The organism is Arenibacter sp. F26102, from assembly GCF_023015865.1.
GTDB lineage: Bacteria > Bacteroidota > Bacteroidia > Flavobacteriales > Flavobacteriaceae > Arenibacter.
In genome coordinates this window covers 96558-121114 of the sequence record NZ_JALKBC010000013.1, presented here as the reverse complement: position 1 = coordinate 121114, position 24557 = coordinate 96558, and the positions used below count along the sequence as shown (strand labels likewise).

The 24557-nt window shown below is 39.4% G+C and carries 25 protein-coding genes; 11 read left to right on the top strand and 14 right to left on the bottom strand.

All coding sequences use genetic code 11. The features are described 5' to 3' along the window. From MWU78_RS17195 to MWU78_RS17175, 5 genes are all read left to right on the top strand, one after another. A partial coding sequence (locus MWU78_RS17195; RefSeq protein ID WP_246999990.1) for a hypothetical protein occupies window positions 1–250 on the top strand: 250 nt, incomplete at its 5' end. A 168-nt stretch (window positions 251–418) separates the two neighbouring features. Continuing rightward, entirely contained in the window at window positions 419–985 is a 567-nt protein-coding gene (locus MWU78_RS17190; RefSeq protein ID WP_246999988.1) for a DUF6702 family protein, read from the top strand. A gap of 61 nt (window positions 986–1046) precedes the next feature. Beyond that, window positions 1047–3356, top strand: coding sequence for a M1 family metallopeptidase (locus MWU78_RS17185; RefSeq protein WP_246999986.1), 2310 nt, complete (start codon window positions 1047–1049; stop codon window positions 3354–3356). A 310-nt stretch (window positions 3357–3666) separates the two neighbouring features. Then, window positions 3667–3948 (top strand): twin-arginine translocase TatA/TatE family subunit, encoded by a 282-nt coding sequence (locus tag MWU78_RS17180; protein ID WP_187585865.1) that lies wholly within the window; start codon window positions 3667–3669, stop codon window positions 3946–3948. Between the two features lies 1 nt (window position 3949). Next, complete coding sequence (locus tag MWU78_RS17175) at window positions 3950–4504, top strand: phosphatase PAP2 family protein (RefSeq protein ID WP_246999984.1); 555 nt, start codon at window positions 3950–3952, stop codon at window positions 4502–4504. Between the two features lie 903 nt (window positions 4505–5407). Here the strand turns inward: MWU78_RS17175 and MWU78_RS17170 are convergent. Next, complete coding sequence (locus MWU78_RS17170; RefSeq protein WP_246999982.1) at window positions 5408–6049, bottom strand: O-methyltransferase; 642 nt, start codon at window positions 6047–6049, stop codon at window positions 5408–5410. 41 nt (window positions 6050–6090) lie between these two features. Here MWU78_RS17170 and MWU78_RS17165 point away from each other — a divergent pair, with 41 nt between their 5' ends. The 3 genes from MWU78_RS17165 (at window position 6091) to MWU78_RS17155 (ending at window position 9072) form a co-directional block, all read left to right on the top strand. Then, window positions 6091–6558, top strand: coding sequence for a GNAT family N-acetyltransferase (locus MWU78_RS17165; protein ID WP_246999980.1), 468 nt, complete (start codon window positions 6091–6093; stop codon window positions 6556–6558). A gap of 63 nt (window positions 6559–6621) precedes the next feature. Next, the gene (gene kynU, locus MWU78_RS17160; protein ID WP_246999977.1) at window positions 6622–7893 is read left to right on the top strand and encodes a kynureninase; all 1272 of its coding nucleotides are present in this window, start codon (window positions 6622–6624) and stop codon (window positions 7891–7893) included. A 30-nt stretch (window positions 7894–7923) separates the two neighbouring features. Beyond that, window positions 7924–9072, top strand: a complete 1149-nt coding sequence (locus MWU78_RS17155) for an MFS transporter (protein WP_246999975.1) — start codon at window positions 7924–7926, stop codon at window positions 9070–9072. Window positions 9073–9083: 11 nt separating this feature from the next. Here MWU78_RS17155 and MWU78_RS17150 read toward each other — a convergent pair whose 3' ends face one another. Continuing rightward, the gene (locus tag MWU78_RS17150; protein WP_246999972.1) at window positions 9084–9770 is read right to left on the bottom strand and encodes a hypothetical protein; all 687 of its coding nucleotides are present in this window, start codon (window positions 9768–9770) and stop codon (window positions 9084–9086) included. Window positions 9771–10057: 287 nt separating this feature from the next. Here MWU78_RS17150 and MWU78_RS17145 point away from each other — a divergent pair, with 287 nt between their 5' ends. Continuing rightward, the gene (locus tag MWU78_RS17145; protein ID WP_246999970.1) at window positions 10058–10606 is read left to right on the top strand and encodes an ATP-dependent Clp protease proteolytic subunit; all 549 of its coding nucleotides are present in this window, start codon (window positions 10058–10060) and stop codon (window positions 10604–10606) included. 322 nt (window positions 10607–10928) lie between these two features. Further along, window positions 10929–12269 carry an NAD(P)/FAD-dependent oxidoreductase gene (locus tag MWU78_RS17140; protein WP_246999968.1) on the top strand — a complete coding sequence of 447 codons (1341 nt, stop codon included), beginning with the start codon at window positions 10929–10931 and terminating at the stop codon, window positions 12267–12269. Between the two features lie 72 nt (window positions 12270–12341). On the opposite strand, the gene MWU78_RS17135 is transcribed toward MWU78_RS17140, so the two are convergent. Continuing rightward, window positions 12342–13121, bottom strand: coding sequence for a C4-type zinc ribbon domain-containing protein (locus tag MWU78_RS17135; RefSeq protein ID WP_246999966.1), 780 nt, complete (start codon window positions 13119–13121; stop codon window positions 12342–12344). A gap of 2 nt (window positions 13122–13123) precedes the next feature. Further along, window positions 13124–14218 carry a Nif3-like dinuclear metal center hexameric protein gene (locus tag MWU78_RS17130; RefSeq protein WP_246999964.1) on the bottom strand — a complete coding sequence of 365 codons (1095 nt, stop codon included), beginning with the start codon at window positions 14216–14218 and terminating at the stop codon, window positions 13124–13126. 49 nt (window positions 14219–14267) lie between these two features. On the opposite strand from MWU78_RS17130, the gene lpxK reads away from it, so the two are divergent. After that, entirely contained in the window at window positions 14268–15272 is a 1005-nt protein-coding gene (gene lpxK / locus MWU78_RS17125) for a tetraacyldisaccharide 4'-kinase (RefSeq protein ID WP_246999958.1), read from the top strand. On the opposite strand, the gene MWU78_RS17120 is transcribed toward lpxK, so the two are convergent. The 10 genes from MWU78_RS17120 to MWU78_RS17075 all read right to left on the bottom strand — a co-directional run bounded on the left by MWU78_RS17120 (window position 15269) and on the right by MWU78_RS17075 (window position 24501). Beyond that, window positions 15269–17494 carry an ATP-binding protein gene (locus MWU78_RS17120; protein WP_246999957.1) on the bottom strand — a complete coding sequence of 742 codons (2226 nt, stop codon included), beginning with the start codon at window positions 17492–17494 and terminating at the stop codon, window positions 15269–15271. The two genes, lpxK and MWU78_RS17120, sit on opposite strands and share 4 nt — an antisense overlap. Further along, window positions 17491–18501, bottom strand: a complete 1011-nt coding sequence (gap, locus tag MWU78_RS17115) for a type I glyceraldehyde-3-phosphate dehydrogenase (RefSeq protein ID WP_246999956.1) — start codon at window positions 18499–18501, stop codon at window positions 17491–17493. Before gap ends, MWU78_RS17120 begins: the two co-directional genes overlap by 4 nt. A gap of 70 nt (window positions 18502–18571) precedes the next feature. Continuing rightward, window positions 18572–19447 (bottom strand): lipoyl synthase, encoded by an 876-nt coding sequence (gene lipA, locus MWU78_RS17110; protein ID WP_246999955.1) that lies wholly within the window; start codon window positions 19445–19447, stop codon window positions 18572–18574. Window positions 19448–19541: 94 nt separating this feature from the next. Continuing rightward, window positions 19542–19757 (bottom strand): hypothetical protein, encoded by a 216-nt coding sequence (locus MWU78_RS17105; RefSeq protein WP_246999953.1) that lies wholly within the window; start codon window positions 19755–19757, stop codon window positions 19542–19544. Between the two features lie 41 nt (window positions 19758–19798). Next, a complete protein-coding gene (locus MWU78_RS17100) occupies window positions 19799–20365 on the bottom strand; it encodes a sigma-70 family RNA polymerase sigma factor (RefSeq protein ID WP_246999952.1) in 567 nt (188 codons plus the stop codon). 33 nt (window positions 20366–20398) lie between these two features. Continuing rightward, the gene (locus MWU78_RS17095; protein WP_246999951.1) at window positions 20399–20602 is read right to left on the bottom strand and encodes a membrane or secreted protein; all 204 of its coding nucleotides are present in this window, start codon (window positions 20600–20602) and stop codon (window positions 20399–20401) included. Between the two features lie 79 nt (window positions 20603–20681). Further along, window positions 20682–21440 (bottom strand): anti-sigma factor, encoded by a 759-nt coding sequence (locus MWU78_RS17090; protein ID WP_246999950.1) that lies wholly within the window; start codon window positions 21438–21440, stop codon window positions 20682–20684. A gap of 89 nt (window positions 21441–21529) precedes the next feature. Continuing rightward, on the bottom strand, window positions 21530–22099 hold the full coding sequence (locus tag MWU78_RS17085) for an RNA polymerase sigma factor (protein ID WP_187585830.1): 570 nt from the start codon (window positions 22097–22099) through the stop codon (window positions 21530–21532). A 195-nt stretch (window positions 22100–22294) separates the two neighbouring features. Beyond that, entirely contained in the window at window positions 22295–23311 is a 1017-nt protein-coding gene (gene murB, locus MWU78_RS17080; RefSeq protein ID WP_246999949.1) for a UDP-N-acetylmuramate dehydrogenase, read from the bottom strand. Then, the gene (locus tag MWU78_RS17075; RefSeq protein ID WP_246999948.1) at window positions 23311–24501 is read right to left on the bottom strand and encodes a pyridoxal phosphate-dependent aminotransferase; all 1191 of its coding nucleotides are present in this window, start codon (window positions 24499–24501) and stop codon (window positions 23311–23313) included. Before MWU78_RS17075 ends, murB begins: the two co-directional genes overlap by 1 nt. Between the last annotated feature and the right edge of the window lie 56 nt (window positions 24502–24557).

Below are 24557 nucleotides of genomic sequence, written 5' to 3'. Positions count from 1 at the left end.
GCACATTGCATTGGGCGCTTTCGGTAGAAAGATACGGGCCAAAAAGGGAGGATTGGTGGCCATAAAGGCAGTGGCCAGGAAATTGGCCGAACTGTACTGGAAATTGTTTGTAAAAGGACTGGAGTATGTAGAGAATGGAATCCATAAATACCAAGAGAAAATGCTCCTGAACAAACAAAGGGCAGTAACCAGAATGGCACAAGAACTAGGGTTGGAGACAATTCCATTGAAAATGCAAAGTGTTGATTAACAGCTTTCTGTGATAGACGTCAATGGTAGTGAAATGCCAGTGGGCATTTTGTATCGAGAACAGCTTCTCGATACAATTTTATTTCGCTCTGCTCCATAAAACCACTCGAAGTGACGATGGGAACGTCCCTGACATAAATTGACCACATTATAATGTAAAACTAAAATTATGAACGAAGGTTCAAAAAAACGGCACAATGATTGTTCAATAAAATGTGATAAAAATAATATGCAATATCTAAAAAAGACCTTTTTAATACTGTTGTTGCCGCTATTGGCTTTCACGGTAGCGCATAAATTTTACTTAAGTGTAACCAGTATTGAATATTCTAATAAAGACAGGGCACTGCAGATTACCACCAGGATTTTTATCGATGATATGGATAAATTGCTGTTGGAACGCTATGACCTTAAGAGTGATCTGGCCACCAAGGACGAGTCTTCCGTGGCCAATGAATATATAGAAAAATACATAAAGGCCAAGTTTGCCGTTGAGATCAACGGGAAGAATGTGGCCTATAACTTTCTGGGAAAAAAATACGAAAATGATATAATGGTCAGTTTTCTGGAAATTCCCAAAATTGATATCAATTCCATTATTACTATTTCCGTGCAGAACGAAGTATTAATGGATATTTATGAGGAACAGAAAAATGTGGTCCACCTTAAACTTAAGGGACAGAAAAAGAGTTTCGTACTTATCCGGGAGAATAATAAAGGTATGTTAAACTTATAGTAATTAATAACAATCTATTATATAATTGTTAAATTCCCGCGCTAAAAAATCAATTTCAAATATGAGTAGAATGAAACATGTTTTTGCTTCGGTATTGTTCCTTTTTGCGGCTCTTGCCGTTGCCCAGGATGAAGTAAAAGAGGAAAGGGAGCCAGGACACCTTAACCAAAGTAAATTTAAGCAACTTTATGAAGAATTTGCTACCCCGAACACTTATAGGTCAGCTTCAGGAGCACCTGGACCGGATTATTATCAGCAACAGGCAGATTATAAGATGGATATTGAGCTAGATGATAAAAACACCAAAATTTATGGTTCGGAAACCATAACCTATACCAATAATTCACCGGATGACCTTACATTTTTGTGGGTACAGTTAGATCAGAACGTACGTTCCAAAAGCTCCAAATCGCCCTTGCGCGATAGTGAAGGAGTAGCCTTGGCCGAGCCGGTTGCCGGATTTGCCAAAAAATATATGACAGCTACCTTTGATGGTGGATTCAATATAGAATATGTCCGGGATGCCAACGGTAAAGCCTTGCCATACACGATTAACCAGACTATGATGCGGATAGATCTTCCCCAAGTTTTAAAAAGTAAGGGACAGGTTTCGTTTTCTATAAAATGGTGGTACAATATTCCAGACCACACTGTAAATAGGGCCCGCTCGGGATATGAGTATTTTCCGAAGGATGGAAATAGGGCTTATGTTATAGCTCAATTTTTTCCTAGAATGGCCGTCTATAGCGATATAGAAGGATGGCAGAACCATCAGTTCTGGGGCAGTGGAGAATTTGCCCTTCCCTTTGGAAATTACGAGGTTAATATAACTGTTCCTGCCGATCATATTTTGGATGGTACCGGAGAGCTTCAGAATATAAAGGAGGTTTTTTCCAAGGAAATGATAAAGCGATATGAAAAGGCAAAGAAATCTTATGACAAACCTGTGATCATAGTGAGTCAGGCCGAAGCCGAAGAGGCCGAAAAGGGATTTTCTGAAAAGAAGAAAACGTGGAAGCTGAAAGCAGAAAATGTTAGGGATTTTGGTTTTGCAACATCGCGTAAGTTTATTTATGACATGCAGGCCGTGAAAGTAGGGAACAGGGATGTTATGGCAATTTCCATGTATCCCAAGGAGGGAAATCCGTTATGGGAGGAGTATTCCACCAAGGCCGTAGCGCATACCTTAAGGTCCTATTCCGATAAGACTTTTGATTATCCCTATCCTAAAGCAATATCGGTACATGCCAAAAATCAGGGAATGGAATACCCTATGATCTGCTGGAATTACGGAAGACCCAACGAGGATGGCACTTATTCGGATAGGGTAAAATACGGAATGATTTCTGTAATTATCCATGAGGTGGGACATAACTTTTTCCCCATGATCGTAAATTCCGATGAACGCCAATGGGGTTGGATGGATGAAGGTTTGGATACTTTTATGCAGTATATGGCCGAACAGGAATTTGGGGTAGCCTATCCCGAAGCAATAGCGCCAAATAGTAAATACCCATCTGGTAGAGGGGAGCCTACGAAGATCATACCTTATATGTCCGGAGATCAAAGTACCATAGCACCAATTATGTCCAATCCGGAGAATGTGCACCAATTGGGTAACAATGCCTATGGAAAACCGGCAACTGCCCTAAATATTCTTAGGGAGACGGTTATGGGTAGGGAATTGTTCGATCATGCATTTAAGACCTATGCCCAACGATGGATGTTTAAACATCCGTCCCCAGAAGATTTCTTTAGGACTATGGAGGATGCTTCTGCAGTAGACCTGGATTGGTACTGGAGAAGTTGGTTCTATACTACGGATTACGTGGATATAGGTGTAAAGGGAGTTAAAAAATATTATGTTTCGGATAAGCCTACCAAGCAAATGCGTGCGTTAATGGCGGAAAGGAATATCAAAGAAGAGGATTTGCCACCATTGGTCTTTTTGGCAGAAGAGGAAAGTGAAGATTTTGAACCCAACTTAAAAGGAAAAGCGCCTTCGGAAAATTCTAAAAGTCTAAAGGAGTTCATGATGGACAATATGTCGGCTGCAGAACGCAGTGCCGTGGTAGAGCCAAAATATTTCTATGAGATTACTTTTAACAAGCCTGGAGGAATTCCTATGCCCTTGATCGTAGAATATACCTATGCGGATGGTTCCAAGGAAAATATTACCTATCCTCCGGAAATATGGAGAAAAAATGATAAGGAGGTAAAACGTGTCATTGCCTCTGGCAAGGAGTTGGTAGGGATCGAAGTGGATCCAAAAGCGGAAACGGCAGATATAGATACCACCAATAATTCATGGCCAATGAAGGAGGTTAAATCCAACTTCGAACTTTTCAAAGAGAAGATCAACGGGAAATAAGAGTTTTTGCAATTTGATCCATATTATTTAGGGCTAGCATCATTATTGATGTTATTCCCTGAATTTATATAAAGCCCCAATTCCGGATTGCCAAATGGCCAAACGGGTGTTGGGGCTTTCTTTTTGTTCATTATTCTTCTGAGGTTTTATGACTTGGAACTGGATGATTATCTCTAAATTAAGGGGTATAGGTATGATTATAAAGGTTTTAAACGCTAGACATTAACTTAGTTTCATGGGGTTCATAAGCCCTAAAAAAAGTTAACCTAATTTTTTATGCAGCTGTCAAACTTCTCATTATATTTGTCTTATGTTAAGTACGATAATTCTATTTATTAGTGGTGCGGAAATCTTTTTTATCATGTTTATCGTGGTAATGGTTTTTGGCGCGGATAAAATTCCTGGAATAGCCAAGGGATTGGGAAAGGGCATGCGACAACTGAAGGATGCCACAGAGGATATTAAGAAAGAGATTCAGAAAAGTGCGGAGAAACAAGGTATAGATACTAGTTTTACCGACGACATAAAGAACGAGATCAGTAAAGTTAAGAAGAACGTTGACGAAGTAACCGGCGTAGTGAAAAGAAAATAAAATGCTGGAGTTATTGTTGAACTGGGATCGAGATACCTTTATCTATTTGAACAGTTTGGGCATCGAAGATTATGATGTCTTTTGGTCTTATGTCACCAATTTTGCTACTTGGATTCCCTTATTTGTTTTATTTGTAGTGCTTATTTTTAGGGCTTACCCTAAACGGGAGGCGTTTTGGGTGTTGGGTACTGTACTCTTAACTTTAGCCCTGGTAGCTGTACTTACAGGCGTCACCAAAGAATGGGTAGCGCGACTTCGTCCTAATAACACAGAGGAAATTAACACCTTGATCCGTATTCTTAAAAGTCCTGACGGATATAGTTTTTTTTCTGGACATTCATCCAGTTCCTTTAGTATTACTACCAGTATTTTTCTATTTCTTAGAAACAGATTCAAATGGAGTTGGCTCTTTTTTATCTGGCCACTTTTGTTTGCAATGAGCCGTATATATGTGGGCGTACATTATCCTTTGGATTTGTTGGTAGGCGCAGCGGTGGGAATTCTTTTTGCCTTCCTCTTTTATAGCTTGTACCATAAAGTGGGTATGACAAAGTAAAGTGTTTGGACCCCTCCATGGCCCTCCCCCAAGGGGAGGGAATGTAATTTGTAAATCGACAAGAATGTGCTGCTTTAAGTAGCATTCCCCCTCATTGCCTGTGCTGCTTTTTTGTAGTTTCAAACCTATTTCCCCCTCCTTGGGAGGTGGTGAGGGAGAGGACTTTCAATGTTGGCCCATACTTGAAATACTTTCTTGGTTTAATTATACCCCATGATTTCGTAATGATAAGTAGGGCAAAGTAAAGTGTTTGGACTCCTCTCTGGCCCTCCCCAAGGGGAGGGAATGTAATTTGTAAATCGACTTGAATGTGCTGCTCTAAGTAGCATTCCCCCTCATTGCCTGTGCTGCTTTTTTGTAGTTTCAAACCTATTTCCCCCTCCTTGGGAGGGGGTTAGGGGGAGGACTTTCAATGTTGGCCCATACTTGAAATACTTTCTTGGTTTAATTATACCCCATGATTTCGTAATGATAAGTATGACAAAGTAAAGTGTTTGGACCCCTCCATGGCCCTACCCCAAGGGGAGGGAATGTAATTTGTAAATCGACAAGAATGTGTGCTTTAAGTAGCATTCCCCCTCATTGCCTGTGCTGCTTTTTTGTAGTTTCAAACCTATTTCCCCCTCCTTGGGAGGGGGTTAGGGGGAGGACTTTCAATGTTGGCCCATACTTAAAATACTTTTTTGGTTTAATTATACCCCATGATTTCGTAATGATAATTAGGGCAAAGTAAAGTGTTTGGACCCCTCCCTGGCCCTCCCCCAAGGGGAGGGAATGTAATTTGTAAATCGACAAGAATGTGCTGCTCTAAGTAGCATTCCCCCTCAGTGCCTGTGCTGCTTTTTTGTAGTTTCAAACCTATTTCCCCCTCCTTGGGAGGGGGTTAGGGGGAGGTGGCAATCATCATATCACCCTACTAAGTGTTAGTCCGTCCCTAATTGGCATAAGTACGGTTTCTACCCTAGGGTCTTCCTTTAATTTTTTGTTGTACTCCAGTAAAATTTTTGTAGCCTTGTCCTTGGGGTCCAAAGGCTCCACTACCTTTCCGGACCATAATACGTTATCAGATAAAATAACACTTCCGGAACGACATTTCTTTAAGGCGGCTTCAAAATAGTGATCGTAACTCACCTTTTCGGCATCTATAAAAACCATATCGAACACAACATCAAGCCCCGGTATAATATCCAGTGCATCACCGGTATGCTGTACAATTTGATTTCCAAAGCCACTTTCGTCAAAGTATCTCCTTTGCATGCCATGTAGTTCTTCGTTGATGTCTATGGTGTGCAATGTTCCTTCTTTTTGCAAGCCTTCAGCTAGGCATAGGGCAGAGTACCCTGTATAGGTGCCAATTTCCAAAATATTTTTGGGATTAATTATTTTGGACAGAAGGCTTAGTACACGACCCTGAAAATGTCCGGTGATCATTCTAGGCTGAATTACCTTGAGATGGGTCTCCCGTGTTAGTCTTTCAAGTAATTTAGGTTCCGATTGCGAATGGTCGGCAATATATTGTTCCAAAATAGAAGATAAAAAATGCATGGGCTATACTTTGTATATTTAGGCCTTCAAATATAGTAATCATGCAACAATTTGCGATAAGAATGGCCACTTTGGCCGATATAAAAACTCTGTTGTCCTTTGAACAGGAAATTATTCGTGCCGAAAGGCCTTTTGATGAAACATTGGATGTGGATCCGATCAGCTATTATGACCTAAAACAATTGGTACTTTCCGATGAGGCTACAGTTATGGTGGCTGAGGTAGGTCATAATATTATTGGTTCTGGCTATGGGTTAATAAGGGATGCAAAGCCATATTTGGACCATAAAAAATATACTTATCTTGGGTTTATGTATACGGATCCGGACCACCGCGGTAAGGGGGTTAATAAGGCAATTGTAGATGCCTTGGTACAATGGTCGAAATCCAAAGGTATTTATGAGGTAAGACTTACGGTCTACAATGACAACCTGCCTGCCATAAGGGCCTATGAGAAAGTGGGATTTAAAAAGCATATTGTGGAAATGAGGGTAAATGTGGATCGATGAAATTTTGGAATTGACCTATTTGCCTTCTATGGGTAAGTTGTATTTTAGCATAAAAATTAGGATATGGAATTTCAAAATTCGTTAGTCTTTGCCCAACAATTGGATGCGATTGATCCCCTTAAGAATTACCGTGACGAATTCCATTTTCCAAAGGTGAAGGGCAAGGATGTTATTTATTTCACTGGAAATTCCTTAGGGCTGCAACCCAAACGCACCCAAAAGTTTGTGGATGATATCATGAACGATTGGAAAGACTTGGCGGTAGAGGGGCATTTCCATGCTGAAAAGTCATGGTGGGATTATCACGAACGCTTGGCCGCGCCATTGGCAAAAGTAGTGGGGGCAAAGCCTGAAGAAGTGTCGGTGATGAATACCTTGACCGTAAATCTTCATATGCTCATGGTCTCTTTTTACAGGCCCAACAAGAAAAGATTTAAAATTATTTGTGAGGAAAAGGCATTCCCCTCCGATCAATATATGTTGAAAAGTCAGGTTAAATTTCACGGTTTAGATCCTGATATGGCTATTGTGGAAGTAAAGAAAAGACCCGGCGAGGATTTTTGGCATACCCAAGATGTCATTGATAAAATTAATGAGGTTGGTGATGAACTTGCACTGGTGCTCATTGGTGGTGTAAATTACTATAACGGTCAGGTGTTTAATATGGAGTCCATTACAAAATCGGCCAAGGCACAAGGTGCATTTGTTGGTTGGGATTTGGCTCACGGGGTGGGCAATGTTGCCCTAAAACTTCATGACTGGGGGGTAGACTTTGCAGCTTGGTGCAGTTATAAATATATGAATAGCGGTCCCGGGAATGCATCAGGTATTTTTGTGCACGAACAGTATCTTAACAGGAGCGATATTCCACGCTTTGAGGGCTGGTGGGGAACAAAGAAAGAGACTAGATTTTTAATGAAGCCCGAGTTCGAACCCATGGAAAATGCAGATGCTTGGCAAGTAAGTAATCCACCAGTGCTTTCATTGGCCCCATACTTGGCTTCTTTGGAAATGTTCGATGAGGTGGGTATGGAAGCACTTATTGCCAAAAGGAAACTCATTGTGTCCTATCTGGAGTTTATTCTCCAGGAGATAGATAAGGAGACCGACGGGTCGTTTGAAATTATTACTCCTGAAGATCGTGGTTGTCAGCTCTCTGTTTTTTTACATGGACACGGTAAGGATCTGTTTAATTTTTTAATGGAAAACGGAGTGGTAACGGATTGGAGGGAGCCCAATGTAATTCGTTTGGCACCGGCACCTTTTTATTGTTCCTTCGCTGATATGTACAATTTTGGACAAGTTTTAAAATCTGGAATTCAGTCCAAAGGCTAGGTTTATTGCTCTCTAACTGCCAAACTATTTATGAAGTCACTTCGTCTTATTCTTTCGAATCCCAGATATTTTGCACCTTCTTGGGTTTTTGCCAGCATAAATATTTTGTTTGGTACTTGGGCCATCTATATACCTACTGTCAAAGAGAAATTGGGGATAGATAAGGCAGATTTGGGCATTGCTATCTTTTTTCTTTCCTTGGGGGTATTCGTCATATTTCCCGTGGCTGCCAAAATTATTAATTGGCTGGGGGTAGGAAAGGCTACTTGGTATGGAATACTTTTTAGTTGTTTGGCCGCTTTGCTACCTTTATTGGCGCCTAATTATTATTCCTTGTTGGGCGCCCTATTTTTATTCGGTGCCAGTAGTGGCATTACGGACATAGCCATGAATACCTTGGTCACGGAAATAGAAAAGGAGGATCAACAGAACTTTATGTCGGCCTCACATGGCTTTTTTAGTCTTGGTGGCGTGTTTGCAGGTTTAGGTAGCTTTCTGATATTCACAATCAATAATCCAGCCTTGCATATGCTCTACGCTGTTGTTTTGGTGTTTGTAATAAATTATATTTTCCATAAACATTATAAGCATATTGTAGCGGCGCCCGTGGAGAAGGAACCATTTAGTCTAAAATTGTTTAAACCGCTCCTAGTGTTGGGAATAGTATCATTCATAGTAATGGGCGGTGAAGGGGCCATTGTAGATTGGAGTGGGCTGTATTTGCAGGAGATAAGTATGGCACCGGAAACACTGATAGGAACAGGGTTTTTGGCATTTTCCGCAATGATGACCTTGGGTAGGTTTTTGGGCGATAGTATTAGTGCTTCTATAGGTTCCATTAAAATAGTGGCCTTGGGAGCTTCAATAGCAATAATTGGCTTTCTCTTTGTCCTAGCTACACATACTTATATGGCCATTGCAGGATTTGCTCTGATAGGACTGGGCTTTTCGGTAATTATTCCGGAGCTTTTTAGGATAGGCGGTACGGTCAAGGGGGTAGATTCCTCACAAGGGGTTTCCTTTATAGCCGGTACAGGATATTCCGGTTTCTTGCTTGGGCCTGTGGTCCTTGGTTTTGTGGCCGAGAGTTTTTCCCTAAAATATACCTTTGTTATATTATTGGTATGCACTTTTATAGTGCTTGGTGCAACTTATGGTCTATATAGAAGAAGGAGGTAACTGCCAAAACTTTAGGGGTTTTTGGAGGTTACTTTTATATTGGTGAAGTACAACTTAAAACTGCCATCTTCATTTTTGTGCATTTCCGCAATTTTGAGGCCGTTGATATCCACATAATTTTCCCAAGTGGTAATCACGGATGGCTCCGGTTGATTTGATCTTCTAAATACCCATTCCTTTATCATGTAATCACTTCCAAAATAAAAATCATAGGCATCACCAGGGGTGTAGCCTCCATCGCTCCCATAGACTATGGTCAATTTTTGCATAGGATTTTTACTGATAGGGGCAGGCACATCGTTTTGATGGTCATAGGTGATATTGTTCTTGTCCCAAGCCAGATTAAATGGAGCCATTAACCAATACCTGTCATTGATAAAGCCCCCATTTACCTTCATAGCTGTACTGTCCATGTTACTGCGATTGTAAGAAATGGTATCTCCCTTGTTGGTGGATGTAATGTCATTGGTAATGGTATTCCATACCCAGCTTCGTTCAGAATGGCTGTCAGGGCGATCTACATTGAATGTGAATGCAATTTCCTTTACATTTTTAAATTGATCGAATCCATGTGCCATGGCCACCTTATCCAAAATGGAAAGTTCCATTATTGGATCGGCCACCTTTTGTTTTTTATCAGTTTTACAGGATACAAGGAATAAGGTCAGGCACAGAACTATTAATAGTGGTTTTTTCATTTTTGGTTTTTTTCTAATATAAAGATAATAGGTTTTTGGCAGAATAGTTATGAATGCCCAATTACATTTTTGGTTTTTTTTTCTTTATAAGATGGGTTGTTAAGGAAGTATGGTCGTCAATTTTGTCGTGCATAGGCATCATACTTATTTCACTGATTGGAAGTTTTTATTCCATGAATTTAGTGTCCATGTTTTAGCGATGAAAAATTGAATGTTCCATACCATAATTTACCTGCCATATTTCACAATAAATTCGTTATTTTTGAAACTTAACAAGAATTCAAGAAATGAGCTCAAAAAAAGGTAAGATACAAGAGGCAATTGATGAAAAATTGCTAGAAGAAAGAAAAGTGTTTTTATGGGGTATGGTAGATGATGATACCGCTAAACATGTTATTGATCGTTTATTGTATTTGGATATGCAGAATAATAAAGAAATTCAATTGTATATAAATAGTCCAGGAGGTTATGTTACTTCTGGTTTTGCTATGTACGACACCATTAAATCACTGAAGAGTCCGGTTTCTACAATCTGTTCTGGATTGGCAGCTTCAATGGGGTCTATATTGTTATCCGTAGGTAAGAAGGGAAGACGTTTTATACAACCCCATGCCCAGGTAATGATCCATCAGCCAAGTGGTGGAGCCAGGGGACAGGCCTCCAATATAGAGATCCAGGCAAAAGAGATAATTAAGACACGTGAACTTAGTGCCAAAATATTGGCAGATAATTGTGGCCAGGATTTTGAAAAGGTTATGAAGGATTTTGACCGGGATTATTGGATGAACGCTGAAGAGTCCATAGCCTATGGTATAGTAGACGGTATATTGGAATAACCGCTCTAAGTTTGTTTAAAATATATTATAGTACAGATTAAAAATAAAAGGAAAAGTCCTTCACAAACTTAATGTGAAGGACTTTTTTATATATGGACGCCGAAGCGGTATGTGTTTTATTTACGTCTTAAATGGGTTGTTTGGATGTCCTGGAACGAAAAAAAGTTAAAAAAATAATGTTTTTCCAGATGGGCATTACTGCTGTGTACGGAAATAAGATGAATACAGGCGTTTTGTGATGATATTGCATCTATTTTATACAAGTTACTTTATTTTACTACATTTATTACTTTAACAATTACTTTTCCCTATTTGCATTAGTATGACACAAACTCCTAAAAAAATTGCCATAATCGGTTCAGGATTGGTAGGATCTTTATTAGCAATTTACCTTCGGAAGTTAGGACACGAGATAGCGGTTTATGATCGTAGACCCGATATTAGAAATGTTGAATTTTCCGGTAGATCCATAAACTTGGCAATGAGCAATAGGGGGTGGAAGGCACTTAGGGAGGTAGGAATTGAGGATGAAGTAAAGAAAATTGCAATTCCTTTGGACAAGCGCGCTATTCATGTTGCAGGGGAGCCGGAGTATTACCAAAAATATGGAAAGGAAGGAGAGGCCATTTGGTCTATTTCACGGGGTATATTAAATCGTAGAATGATCGATCTTGCCGAAGAGGCAGGGGTTGATTTTCATTTTGAAGAAAAGGTTTGGGATGTAGACCTGCCCGAAGGAAAAATATATACGGGCGCAACGGAGAAAGGGGAGTGGAAGGAGTATGACTATGACATTGTTTTTGGCTGTGACGGTGCTTTTTCGCGAGTTAGGCACAAAATGCAGCGCCGTAGTAGATTTAATTACCATCAAGAATTTATAGATGTAGGTTACAAGGAGCTTACTATTCCGGCAAATGACGATGGTACCCATAAACTGGAAAAACATTCTTTCCATATCTGGCCCAGAGGGAAGTTTATGTTTATTGCCATGCCTAATTTGGATGGAAGTTTTACCTGTACCTTGTTCCTTCCCTTTGAAGGGGAGGTTTCCTTTGAGAAAATAAAAACCAAGGATGAGGCCAAAGGTTTCTTTAATACTTATTTTCCCGATGTTGCCCCGGTCATAGAAGATCTTACAACAGATTTCTTTAAAAATCCAACAAGTGCATTGGTAACCATTAAATGCTATCCATGGACCTACTGGGATAAGGTGGCACTTGTGGGCGACTCCGCCCATGCCATTGTGCCGTTTTACGGGCAGGGAATGAATGCAGGCTTTGAGGATATATATGCCCTGAATAAGATTATTGCCCAGTTTGGGGATGATTGGGCGCAAATTTTTAATACCTACCAGACAGAACGTAAGCCCAATGCAGATGCTATAGCGGAACTAAGTTATCGTAATTTTGTGGAGATGAGCACTATGACGGCCGATCCTAATTTTATATTACAGAAAAAGATTGAAAAGCGTTTTGCCAAAAAATATCCCGATAAGTGGATACCGGCCTATTCCAGGGTTACATTTTCAGATAGGCCCTATGTAGAGGCTTTGGCCAATGGGGATGCTCAGGAAAAGATTATGAAGCAAATAATGCAAATTCCCAATATAGAGGAAATTTGGGATACTGAAGAAGTTGATCGGAAAATCCTAAGTCTTTTATAAGACGGACATTAGGGTAGAAAAAAATAAAGCCATCTTAAAAAGATGGCTTTATTTTTTTGTGGGCTGTTTGTTCTATAATTTAGAGAACAGCTTTTGCATTTTTTCTTGTTCTTCTTCGGCCAAAACAGGGTCAACTAAAATTCTTCCACTGTGTTCGTCGCTAATAATTTTCTTGCGTGAAGCAATCTCCACCTGTACTTGTGGTGGAATGGTAAAGAAAGAACCGCCGGAAGCACCTCTTTCAATCGGAACTACTGCCAAACCGTTTTTTACATTATTACGGATTCTATTGTAAGCCTTTACCAAACGCTCCTCAATTTGGGATTGGTATTCTTCGGATTTTTTCAAAAGAGCCTTTTCTTCTTTCTCTGTTTCCGCCAAAATAGCGTTCAACTCACTTTTCTTGTGCTTAAGGTGTGCTTCCCTTTCGCTTAAACGCTCCTTTGTAGAAGCGATAACTTCTTTTTTCTGGTCTATTTGGGCCTTGAACTCCTTTATATTCTTTTCTGCCAATTGAATTTCAAGTTCCTGAAACTCTACTTCCTTGGTCAAGGAATTGAATTCCCTACTGTTACGGACATTCTTTTGTTGTTCCGCGTATTTTTTGATCAAGGTTTTAGCTTCATCAATAAGATTTTTCTTGGCACCTATTTCGTAGTTAATGGTTTCAAGATCGGTTTTAAGCTTATCCATTCTTGTTTTAAGGCCAAGTACCTCGTCTTCCAAATCTTCTACTTCTAGAGGAAGTTCTCCTCTAACATTTCTTATCTCATCAACTCTAGAATCAATTAATTGCAAATCATATAGTGCTCTTAACTTTTCTTCTACCGTTGCTTCTGTCTTTGTTGCCATATTTAAAAATACTTGATGGGATTTGTTTTGCTCTCCGATAAAGAGATTGCAAAATTAGGAATTTTTTTCGTAAGATAATCAACTAAGAGATTTTTTGTAAACTGCTCTGTTTCATAGTGCCCAATATCTGCCAAAAGTATTTTGCCTTCAGCTTCGTAGAATTGATGGTATTTTAGGTCTGAAGTCACAAAAACGTCAGCGTTGGCGGACATTGCCGATGAAATAGCAAAAGAACCACTTCCTCCCAAAACGGCAACTTTGGTTATTTTTTTTCCTAAAAAATTGGAGTGTCTAATACAGGAAACATTCATTTTTGTCTTCAAAAAATCGAAAAATTCTTCCTCATGCATCGATTTTTCAAGATTTCCGACCATGCCCATGCCAATTTTTTGGTTTTTATTTTCCAAAGTTTGTATTTCATAGGCAACTTCTTCATAGGGGTGATTGCCAAAAAGTGCGGCAAGAACTTTTGCTTCATTCGCCTTGCCATAGGTAAGGCTTATTTGGGATTCGTTCTCATAATGCGTTTCTCCAATTTTACCCAAATAAGGATTGGCTCCTGTATTGGCCTGGTAACTTCCGGTGCCATCCATACTAAAACTACAATTGCTATAATTGCCTATATTTCCTGCCCCAGCATTGAATAGAGCTGTTTTAAGGGCGTCCGCATGCTCTTTGGGAACATAGGTTGTCAATTTTTTAATGGTGCCCTTCTGTGGGATTAAAATGCTTGTGTTTTTTAGGCCCAATATTTCACATATTTTGGCATTTACCCCTTTATGGCTATTATCCAATGCGGTGTGCATGCTGTAAATGGCAATATTGTGCTGAATGGCCTTGATTACTACTCTTTGTACATAATTGGCACCGGTAATTTTCTTTAGACCACTAAAAATAATAGGGTGAAAACTAACGATGAGATTACATTTTTTTGCTATGGCCTCATCCACCACATTTTCCAAAGTGTCCAAGGTTACCAGGATACCCTTTACCTCATTATTTGCATTCCCCACCAATAGCCCAACATTGTCAAAATCTTCAGCGTAATTCAGTGGTGCCAACTCTTCAAGGGTATCGATAACTTGTTTTATGATCATTTTTCAAATTTATGGTCTTCCAAAGATAAAATATTATATTTTCGTTCTAATGCAGCTACTAAGAAAATTAGGTTTTCCCATTTCACTGATATACGCAATTGTAGTATACCTACGTAATTATTTATATGACACAGGTGTTTTTCCGTCCAGATCATTCGCCACCAAAACCATATGTGTTGGCAATCTTAGCGTAGGCGGTACCGGGAAAACTCCAATGATAGAGTTTTTGATTACCCACCTAAATGAGCAATGCAAAATAGCTGTATTGAGTAGGGGATATGGTAGACGATCAAAAGGGTATTTGCTGGGCGAATCTGGGGTTGGTGTGGAGAGCCTTGGGGATGAACCTTACCAGATCTACAAAAAATTTCCGAACGCCTTTGTTGCCGTTGACGCCGACCGACAGCATGGAATTTCTACATTGGAGAAAACTGTTGGGCCCGATGTTATTCTGTTGGATGATGCATTTCAGCATAGAAAAGTAAGATGTGATCATTATGTATTGTTGACTTCCTATGCTAATTTGTATGTTGATGATTGGTATTTGCCTACCGGCAATTTGAGGGATAGCAAACGTGAAGCCAGACGGGCCAATATCATTATTGTTACCAAATGTCCGCCGAATTTATCCGCCATGCAGCAACAGGGCATTCTAAAGAAAATAGCCCCCGCCCCAAGGCAGAAGGTTATTTTCAGTTATTTGGATTATGATACTAGCCTAAAAGGTGGTTCTGGAGAAATAAGTCTGGCGCAGATGAAAAATAGAAAAGTGACTTTGGTAACCGGTATAGCCAATCCAAAGCCATTGGTTGATTTTCTTGCGGACCAAGGAATTGCGGTTGAGCATTTGGCCTACCAAGACCATCATTTTTTCTCGGATAAGGAAATTGCCTTGTTCAACACAAAGGAAGTGGTGCTTACCACCGAAAAGGATTATGTACGGCTGGAAGGCAAAATAAAAAACCTACATTATATAGGGGTAAAGCACAAATTTTTGAATGAGGGGGAAAAAGTATTGGTGAGTTTGCTGAATGATGGCCTATCTAATCCTTAGGCTTCAATTTTTTTTTTAATATCAAAGATGTTCTCCCCTATTTTAGAGTAGAACACCTCTGGCTTAAAAGGTTTGGTAACCACATCATTACATCCTGCGGCATAAAAACTTTCCAAACTGTCATCCAAGGAAATCGCGGTAAGGGCGATAATTGGAACCAATCTGTTAAATTTTCTTATTTCTATAGTGGCTTCTTCCCCACTTATACCAGGCATATGGATATCCATTAAGATACAGTCGTAATCTGTTTTTCTAACCATGGCCACAGCTTCCAGACCATTGTTGGCAATGTCACAGGTAATTTCCTTTTTGTTCAACATTTTCTTGGTAATGACCTGGTTAATTTTATTGTCCTCCACAATCAATATATGAAGTCCGGTAAAATCGTATTCCACTTCGGTAATTTCGAATGGGATATCATCAATAAGGTCATCCTTGCTTTTTAAATCCACCTCAAAGAAAAAGGAACTTCCTTTGCCCAATTCGCTTTTTAGTTGAATTTCACTTCCAAATAACCCTAACAAGCTTTTTACAATGGTCAGTCCTAGACCGGTACCTCCGTATTCCCTATTGATCTGAATGGAACCTTGTTCAAAGCTATCAAATATTGTCCGCTGTCTTTCTGGATCTATTCCTATTCCATTATCCTTCACTTCAAAATAAATGGTCAGATTCTCATCTTCTTTTCTCGCAAGTTTTGCAATAACGGTAACCTGGCCTTCCTTGGTAAATTTTATGCCATTGCCAATAAGGTTTATAAATATTTGGGAAAGTTTTAATGGGTCGCCCAATAAGTGCGATGGAATATCCTCATCAAACTCCAATACAATTTTAGTTTTGTTCGCCTTCGCACTCTGATTCAATGAGTTAATAACCTCTGAAAGAATCTTTTTTAGATTAAAATCTATTTGAAGGGCTTCCAGTTTGTCGGCATCAATTTTGTTGATCTGAAGGATATCATTAATAAAATTCAATAGATAGTCGCCGGAAAACTTCAAGGATTTTAGATGCTCTTTTTGGCTTTCACTTGGGTTCTCTTCCAGTAATAAATGGGTTAGGCCGGTTACTGCATAAAGCGGTGTTCGCAATTCATGGCTAACAGTGGACAAGAAGTTGGTTTTGGCATCCATGGCCATTACCGCCGCATCCCTTGCCGCCTGCAACTCATTGTTCTTGGTATGAAGTAGATCGTTGGTCTTCAGTTTAATTTGGTTGTTTCTATAAAGTGAAACGGCCAATATGGAAATTACTATTAAAAAGGCTGAAGTTAAAATGGCCGTAATTTCAGTTCTGTTTTTGGACTGACTCAATTCTTCGATCTTGGCTTCCTGTCTACCAATTTCATCGCGCATAAAATCGGTTTGGATCTTATCGGCTGTCTTTGTTTCACCTAAAGTTTTTTCAATAGTAAAGATAGAATCCTTAATATTAACTATGTTTTTATTGTAAAACAAGGCAGATTCAAAAAGTTCAAGTTTGGCATTGGACTGGGTGAGTAGCTCATTGGCCTCCAATCTTTCAACATAAAAGTTATTGGCCTTGGCCAATTTTAAAGCACTCAGCGCATTTTTTATACTTTCCTCGTAATTTTCGGTCCTGAAATAAATTTCGGCCAATTTAATGTGGGACTTGGTAGCCAGATATTCCTTTTCATATATGTCCGTATTAACGGCCAGGGCATTGAAATTTTTTGTGGCACTCTCATATTTTTCCAAGTTTAGAAAAATCTTTCCTTCAACAAAAAGGATATTGTTCAGTAAATTCCGGTCATTGTTTATTTGTTTCGCCTCATTTAGCATGGAAATGGCCAGGAAGTTTTTGCCATCCCTGTAGGAAATAATGGCGTCTATATACTTGTGAGTAGCCTCTCCGTAGGGATAGGAAATATCCTTTAAAAGGGATTTTGATCTGTCTGCGTAATATTCTGCACTATCGTCCTTTCCCAGTCTTAAATATAAAATGGCAAATTTGTGATAAGTATCTATAAGTGCCTTTTGGTCGTTGTTCTTGAAGGCAATTTCCATGGCCGAGTTCAAGTCCTCAAGGGCAGGTTCCATTTTATTTTTATTACCCAGATCCCTTGCTTTGTCAAAATAATATTCTATATCAGTTTCAACAGCCTTGGTTTCTTGGGTATAGGAATGACCAAAGCAAAAAAACAATAGAACCGTCAGGAGCCATAATTTTCCGTTCAAATTTATATGTAAGAATAATGGTCTCAAACGTATTTTTTGCTTGTTACAAAGTTAATTAAATCTACAATTCTACTACTATACCCGGTTTCGTTGTCATACCATCCAATGATTTTCACCATTTTGCCGATTACCGAGGTCATCAGAGAATCAAACGTACAAGAGTAATAAGTATTGTTTATATCTATAGAAACTATGGGATCTTTTGTGTAATATAGAATGTTTTTAAGCTCGTTTTGCGATATTTTTAAAAAAGCTTCATTTATTTCTTCTATGGAGGTTTCCCTTTTTACGTTAAAAGTAATGTCGGTCAAGGAACAATTGGGTACAGGTACGCGTATTCCGCAGCCTCCAATTACATTTGATAATTCCGGGAATATTCTTGTTAGTGCCTTGGCTGCCCCAGTGGTCGTTGGCACTATGGATTGTGAGGCCGCTCTGGCCCTTCTAAGGTCCTTATGGGGCTGGTCGTGCAGACTTTGGTCTGTTGTATAGGAATGTATAGTGGTGATATAAGCTTGCTCTATGCCGCAAAGGTCTTGGATTACCTTGATCATAGGCGCAGCATTGTTAGTGGTGCAGGAAGCATTGGAAATAATGTCATCCGTTTGCTCCAAGGTTTCATGGTTTATACCATATACCACCATTTTTATATCATCTTCCGTTGGGGGCACGCTAAGAATAACTTTTTTCGCCCCGTTTTTTAAATGCTGGGTTAAGGTTGATCGGTCCTTGAACCTGCCGGTGGCTTCAACAACGATATCAACGTTATAATTGGACCAGGGAATATCTTTTGGGGAATTGTGGTTCAACAAGGCTACCTCATTATCTCCGACAATAATTTTATTTTCACTGTGGGAGACTTCTTTTTGAAATACACCGTGTATACTATCGTACTTTAATAAATGTGACAATGTACGCGCATCCGCCAAATCATTTATGGCCACTACCCTTAAATGGGGTTGTTCGCTAAGAAGTCTAAATAGGGTGCGACCAATTCTGCCGAAGCCGTTTATACCAATGTTAATCCGTTTCATAAAAAGTGGTAAGCCATTTTATCCGTATAAATACGGAATTATATTTTAGATATTGGGGTGTAGGATTAACTTACTTAATGTGCTTGTGCGCTTTGTATGAAGAACGGACCAGAGCCCCACTTTCAACATGTCTAAAACCAAGTTGAAGCCCTATTTCCTCATACTTTTTAAATTGGTCCGGTAAAATAAATTCCTTTACGGGTAAATGTTTTTTTGATGGCTGCAGATATTGTCCAATGGTAACCACGTCAACATTTGCCGCTCTAAGGTCTTCCATGGTTTGGATAACCTCTTCCTCCCGTTCGCCCAGTCCCAACATTATTCCTGACTTGGTGCGGTTGGCGCCGTTTTCTTTTAAGTATGCGAGGACTCCCAGACTTCGTTCATATTTGGCCTGTATGCGGACTTCCCTAGTTAATCTTTTTACCGTCTCCATGTTGTGGGATATTACTTCTGGTCCAACGGCAAGTATGCGATCTAAATGGGTTGTAATACCTTGAAAATCCGGGATCAAGGTTTCCAATGTGGTAGAGGGGTTCATTCGCCTAATGGCTTTCACGGTTTCTGCCCATATTATGGAGCCCATATCCTTGAGGTCGTCACGATCCACTGAAGTGATTACGGCGTGTTTAATTTCCATAATTTTAATGGATCTGGCTACTTTTTCCGGTTCTTCCCAATCTACATCTTCCGGTCTTCCCGTTTTTACACCACAAAATCCACAGGAACGCGTACAAACGTTTCCTAGAATCATAAATGTGGCGGTGCCCTCTCCCCAACATTCGCCCATATTTGGACAACTGCCCGAGGTACAGATGGTGTGAAGATTGTATTTATCCACCAATCCTCTTAATTGAGTGTATTTTTTACCTGTCGGAAGTTTTACCCGTAACCATTTGGGTTTACCTTTTGGAGGAATCACACTGTCTATAGTTTCGATACTCATACTATGATTTTGTGCAAATATACGAAATGGGATATAGTTAAAATGCCAATTGGGGGCAAAGTATGTTAATGCAATAGTCTATCTAGTTCCACAGCTAATTTATTGGGTTTAATGGAATAACTAAGGGAGGATGAGATACTGCAAAAGCCAAATAGGTACTCTTGATAAGGGAAAATAGTTTGGGAGACGGCCAGACGGTGGGCAGGTCTATTTCAGCTTGCGTTAGCATCTTTACGATGCTGGCGGCTACCAAATAGCTTAATTGGAATGATTTCTGTTCAACATCCAACGCTTTGGGGTTTCTGTTCAATTGTAAAATGTTTCCCTGAAATAAGTGTAGAGCTAGCTATACTAGTTATTATTTTTAATTATTTCGGCAAGCAGTCTTTTGGCCCGTAATAATTTTACTTTAACATTATTAACGGGTTCCCCTAATTTTTCAGCTATTTCTGCATAGGGGAGTTCCTGAAAATACCTAAGATTTATAACTTCTTGATAATGTGGCTTTAACCTTTTAATGTAACCCAACAACGCGGCCAAATTTTGTTCTGTAATTAAACTGTCCTCTGGGGAAGGGCCATCATCCAAAACCTTCTTTATGGCTTCGTTACTGCTTTCCTGGTTGACCTGTAAAACGTTTCTTTTGCTTTTTCGGATTAGATCTATGTGCAGATTTTTGGAGATGGCGATCAGCCATGTCTTAAATTGGTAGGAATCGTCAAAGGTGTGTATCTTATCAAAAGCTTTGGAAAATGTCTGGATGGTTATATCCTCGGCATCGTTCTCATTTTTGGTCCGGATCAATTGAAATCCGTAAACGTCGTTCCAAAAGCTATTTAATAATGCGCTGAAGGCGATCTGATTGCCTAGTTTGGCCTTTTCAATAAGTTGTGGAAGTGGTTCTTCGGTTTTATCCAAGATGTGGTTTTATATAAAGTGCAATCCAGAAGGCTATTGCGTTACGGTATCTTTTTTACAGTCCTGTTCGGTGGGAAGTTTGCCGCAATAGCCGCATGCTTCACCTTCTTTATTCAAAAATGGACTTTGACTAGCGCATGTTCCTGCAAATTTTCCATCCTTTTTAGACCATATTTTTATTGCGATACCTGCAAAAGCAAGTGCAAGTAGCCCTATAGTTAAAAGTAAAAATTTCATATCCCTACATTGTTTTATGCAAAGATATGAAATTAATAACCTTCCTTGGAAGGATTAGGATTACTTTAAATCTTGGTTCCTAATAGGAGATATTGGCCACTATATTTTCTATTGTGGGACTGGAATTACCTCCTGTTGGTTCTATGGTGATATATCCAACAGCATTCTCACCATAAGGTAGTGCCATTAATTTTTCACTGTTGCTTGCTTCCTGAATTACCCCCAAGTTAAGCATTTGACCATTGACCTCTGCCCACATTTGGTAGCACTGGTTTTCCGGTAGGTTGGGTAATTTGCTTACATTAATATAAGACAGTTTTTTTACAGGATTAACATAGGCCACAGCTTTAAGTTCTTTGGCCTTATTGTTTCCTTTTACTGTTAGTCGCTTCGTTTTAGGGTTGTTAAGGACTATAAATTGATTTCTAACATCCTCCAACTGTAAACGCATATTCTCTTCCAAGTTTTGAATCTTATTGTTTACAATAACATTTTCCTCTTGTAAATTTTGATTCTGGTTATAGAAGAAATAAGATGCTCCTGCAAAGATAAGGGCAGCAAAACTGGCGGCAATGGCGTACCTAAAGAATTTTGATCTGAAGGAACTCTCTGCTTTAACCTTATTTTGAATTCTTTCTTTTAAACCATCCGGAGTTTTAAGGGCATGTAACTTGGCAAATATTTCAAGGTTTTCCTGTAGTTCAATGTATGTATTCCTAACTTCAGGATACATGGCAATGTATCTTTCGGCCTGCAACGCTTCTTCGTGCGTGGTTGTTCCCAAGAGATATTTCTCTAGGAGGTCTGTTTCTAAAAATATTTTAATTTTCTCTTTCATGGCTTTTGTTTTTGTAGCACCATTGGATTGGATACACTTTTAAGTCAGCTAGATTGTTAGGCCTTTCTTTGTCTTATCAACTTTGTGCTTTAATTCATAAATAAACTTAGTAGGTATGCGAGTACCATGCTTGAACCGTATATTTTCTTTAATTCCCTTAGTCCTATTTTTAATCTAGATTTAATAGTCCCTAATGGTATGTCCAATTCATCACTTGCCTCCTGTTGGGTCATTCCTTGAAAAAATAAGGCGTCCAATACAATCTGATATTTTGAATCTATTTTGTCCAAATTATCCTGAACGTCCATCAGCTCGGGAATTATTCCTTCAGTTCCTAGTTTATATACGTCGGAAACATCCATTTGGATTTCTTTGTCGGATTTGTTGTTGGCACTTCTTAGTTTATCTATGGCCGTATTGCGGGTAATCCTAAAAAGCCAAGTGAATAATTTTGCTTTTGTAGGGTCGTATGAATCCGATTTCTTCCATATTTTAACAAAACTTTCCTGTACTACGTCCTGGGCCAAATCCTCATCGCGTACCACTTTATAGGCCACACCATATAAGGTATCCCCGTAATGTTCGTAAAGGAGTGAAATGGCTTTGTCATTTCGCTCCTGTAGGAGCTCAACAATATGATTTTCCAGTAATATGCTCATATAATAGGTGTGTTCTCAAAAAAAGTTTCTTGGTAATCATCCAATATCGAATTCTCCTCGTATATACACAAACGCTAAATTATAAAATTGATTGTTATACTTAGCGTTTAATTGGATAAATGGACAGCTGGTAACTGTGCATTTAATTTTTGGTTAGTTTGGTTTGGTATAGCCCCTGTCATTATGTGTCAGGGGCTATTTTATTATATTGACTTCAGGGGTAATCCTGATCCCAAACCTTTCCAGTACACTTTCTATAATCTTTTCTGCAAGATCTATTATCTCCTTGCCCGACGCATTACCGTGATTAACCAATACCAATGCCTGATGCTTATGAACTCCGGCATCTCCAAATCGCTTTCCTTTAAATCCACATTGCTCTATAAGCCAACCTGCAGGAATCTTGAATTCATTTTCAGTCACCTTATAAAAGGGGGCGTCTGGATATTTCATGGTAAATTTATCGAATTCTTGCTTGCTTACTACAGGATTTTTGAAGAAACTTCCGCTGTTGCCCAATTCTTTGGGGTCCGGTAACTTGCTTTTTCTTATGGCAATAACTGCATTGGAGACGTCCCTAATGCTGGGGTCGGTGATGCCGTTATTCTGTAATTCTGAAACAATGGCGCCATAACCTACATGTAGTTTATGGTTTCTTTTGGATAATTTAAAATTGACCGAAGTGATTATATATTTTCCAAGCCCTTCATTTTTAAAATAAGAATCCCTGTATCCAAACCGGCACTCTTCTTTGGTGAAGGTCTTCAGTTTCTGGGTGGCTATTTCTATGGCGTCGCAACTTACAAAGGTATCCTTGAGTTCAACTCCGTAGGCACCAATGTTTTGTATTGGTGCGGTGCCGGTATTTCCTGGAATAAGGGATAAGTTTTCCAATCCTCCATAATTTTGATCCAAGGTCCACAACACCATTTGATGCCAATTTTCACCGGCATTGACCTTTATACAAACCTCATCAGAGTTTTCCCATAATAGTTCAATGCCTTTTAAGTTGATGTATAGCACCAGGTTTTCCAAATCCCTTGTGATCAACATATTACTTCCGCCCCCTAGGACAAAAAAATTAGGGTAATCTTTTATTTCAAGTATTTTTATGAGCCCTTCTATCGAATTTATTTCGCAAAAGAATTTTGCCTTTGCATCTATTCCGAAGGTATTGTATTTTTTAAGGGATATGTCTTGTTGTATTTCCATTAATTGGCATATACCTTTAGGGCTTCCTTTAGAATGTGCACCGCTCTTTTTAGCTCTTCTTTTTTAAGAACATAGGCAATTCTTATTTGGTTTGTGCCCAAACCTTCAGTGGCATAGAAACCTGCAGCGGGAGCCACCATTACAGTCTCCCCATCCAAATTAAAATCCTCCAATAACCATTTGGCAAATGTGTCGGCATTTTCAATTGGAAGTTCCACAATACAATAAAATGCACCCTGAGGCCTGGCTACTACCGCCCCTTCAATTTCGCTCAGTTCAGAGATAAGGATGTTCCTGCGTTCCTCATATTCCTTTTTTACGTCATCAAAATAGCTCTGTGGGGTGTCCAATGCCGCTTCGCATGCAATTTGCGCATAGGTTGGCGGTGATAGGCGCGCCTGACCAAATTTTAAGGCAGTCTGTATCACTTCCTTGTTTTTGGATACCAAGTACCCAATTCTGGCTCCGCACATACTGTATCTTTTGGAAACCGAATCCACTATAATGGCATGTTCTGCCAATCCACTTTCCTGCAGTATGGAATAATGATCCCTATTGTCATAGGTAAATTCACGGTACACCTCATCGGCGACCAGGAACAGGTTATGCTTTTTTACTATAGAGGCAAGTTTTTTGATTTCTTCCTTACTATATAAATATCCGGTAGGATTACCGGGATTGCATATTAAGATTGCTTTTGTTCTAGGTGTTATTAGTTTTTCAAATTCCTCAATGGCAGGTAATGCAAAATTATCCTCGATATGCGACACGATTGGGACTACCTTAATTCCGGTTTCATTTGCGAACCCGTTATAATTTGCATAAAAGGGTTCCGGAATAATAATTTCGTCACCAGTATCCGCAATGGTTCCCAAAGAGAAGAAAAGCGCTTCAGAGCCTCCGGTGGTAACTATAATATCATCGGCCTTAACATGTATGTCGTTTTTGGCGTAGTATCCGGCAATTTTTTCCCTATAGGTTTCAGCACCTTCGGTTCGGCTATAGGCCAATACCTCCAAGGTGTTGTTCTTAACGGCATCCAGGGCAATTTTAGGGGTCTTTATATCGGGCTGACCAATATTTAGGTGAATTATTTTAATTCCTCTTTTTATGGCAGCTTCAGCAAAAGGTACTAATTTTCTAATGGGAGATTCTGGCATTGTTGCGCCTCTCCGGGAAATTGATGGCATATGAGTTGAATTTTAAGCAAAAATGGGAAATCAATATTTACAAAACAATAAAACGG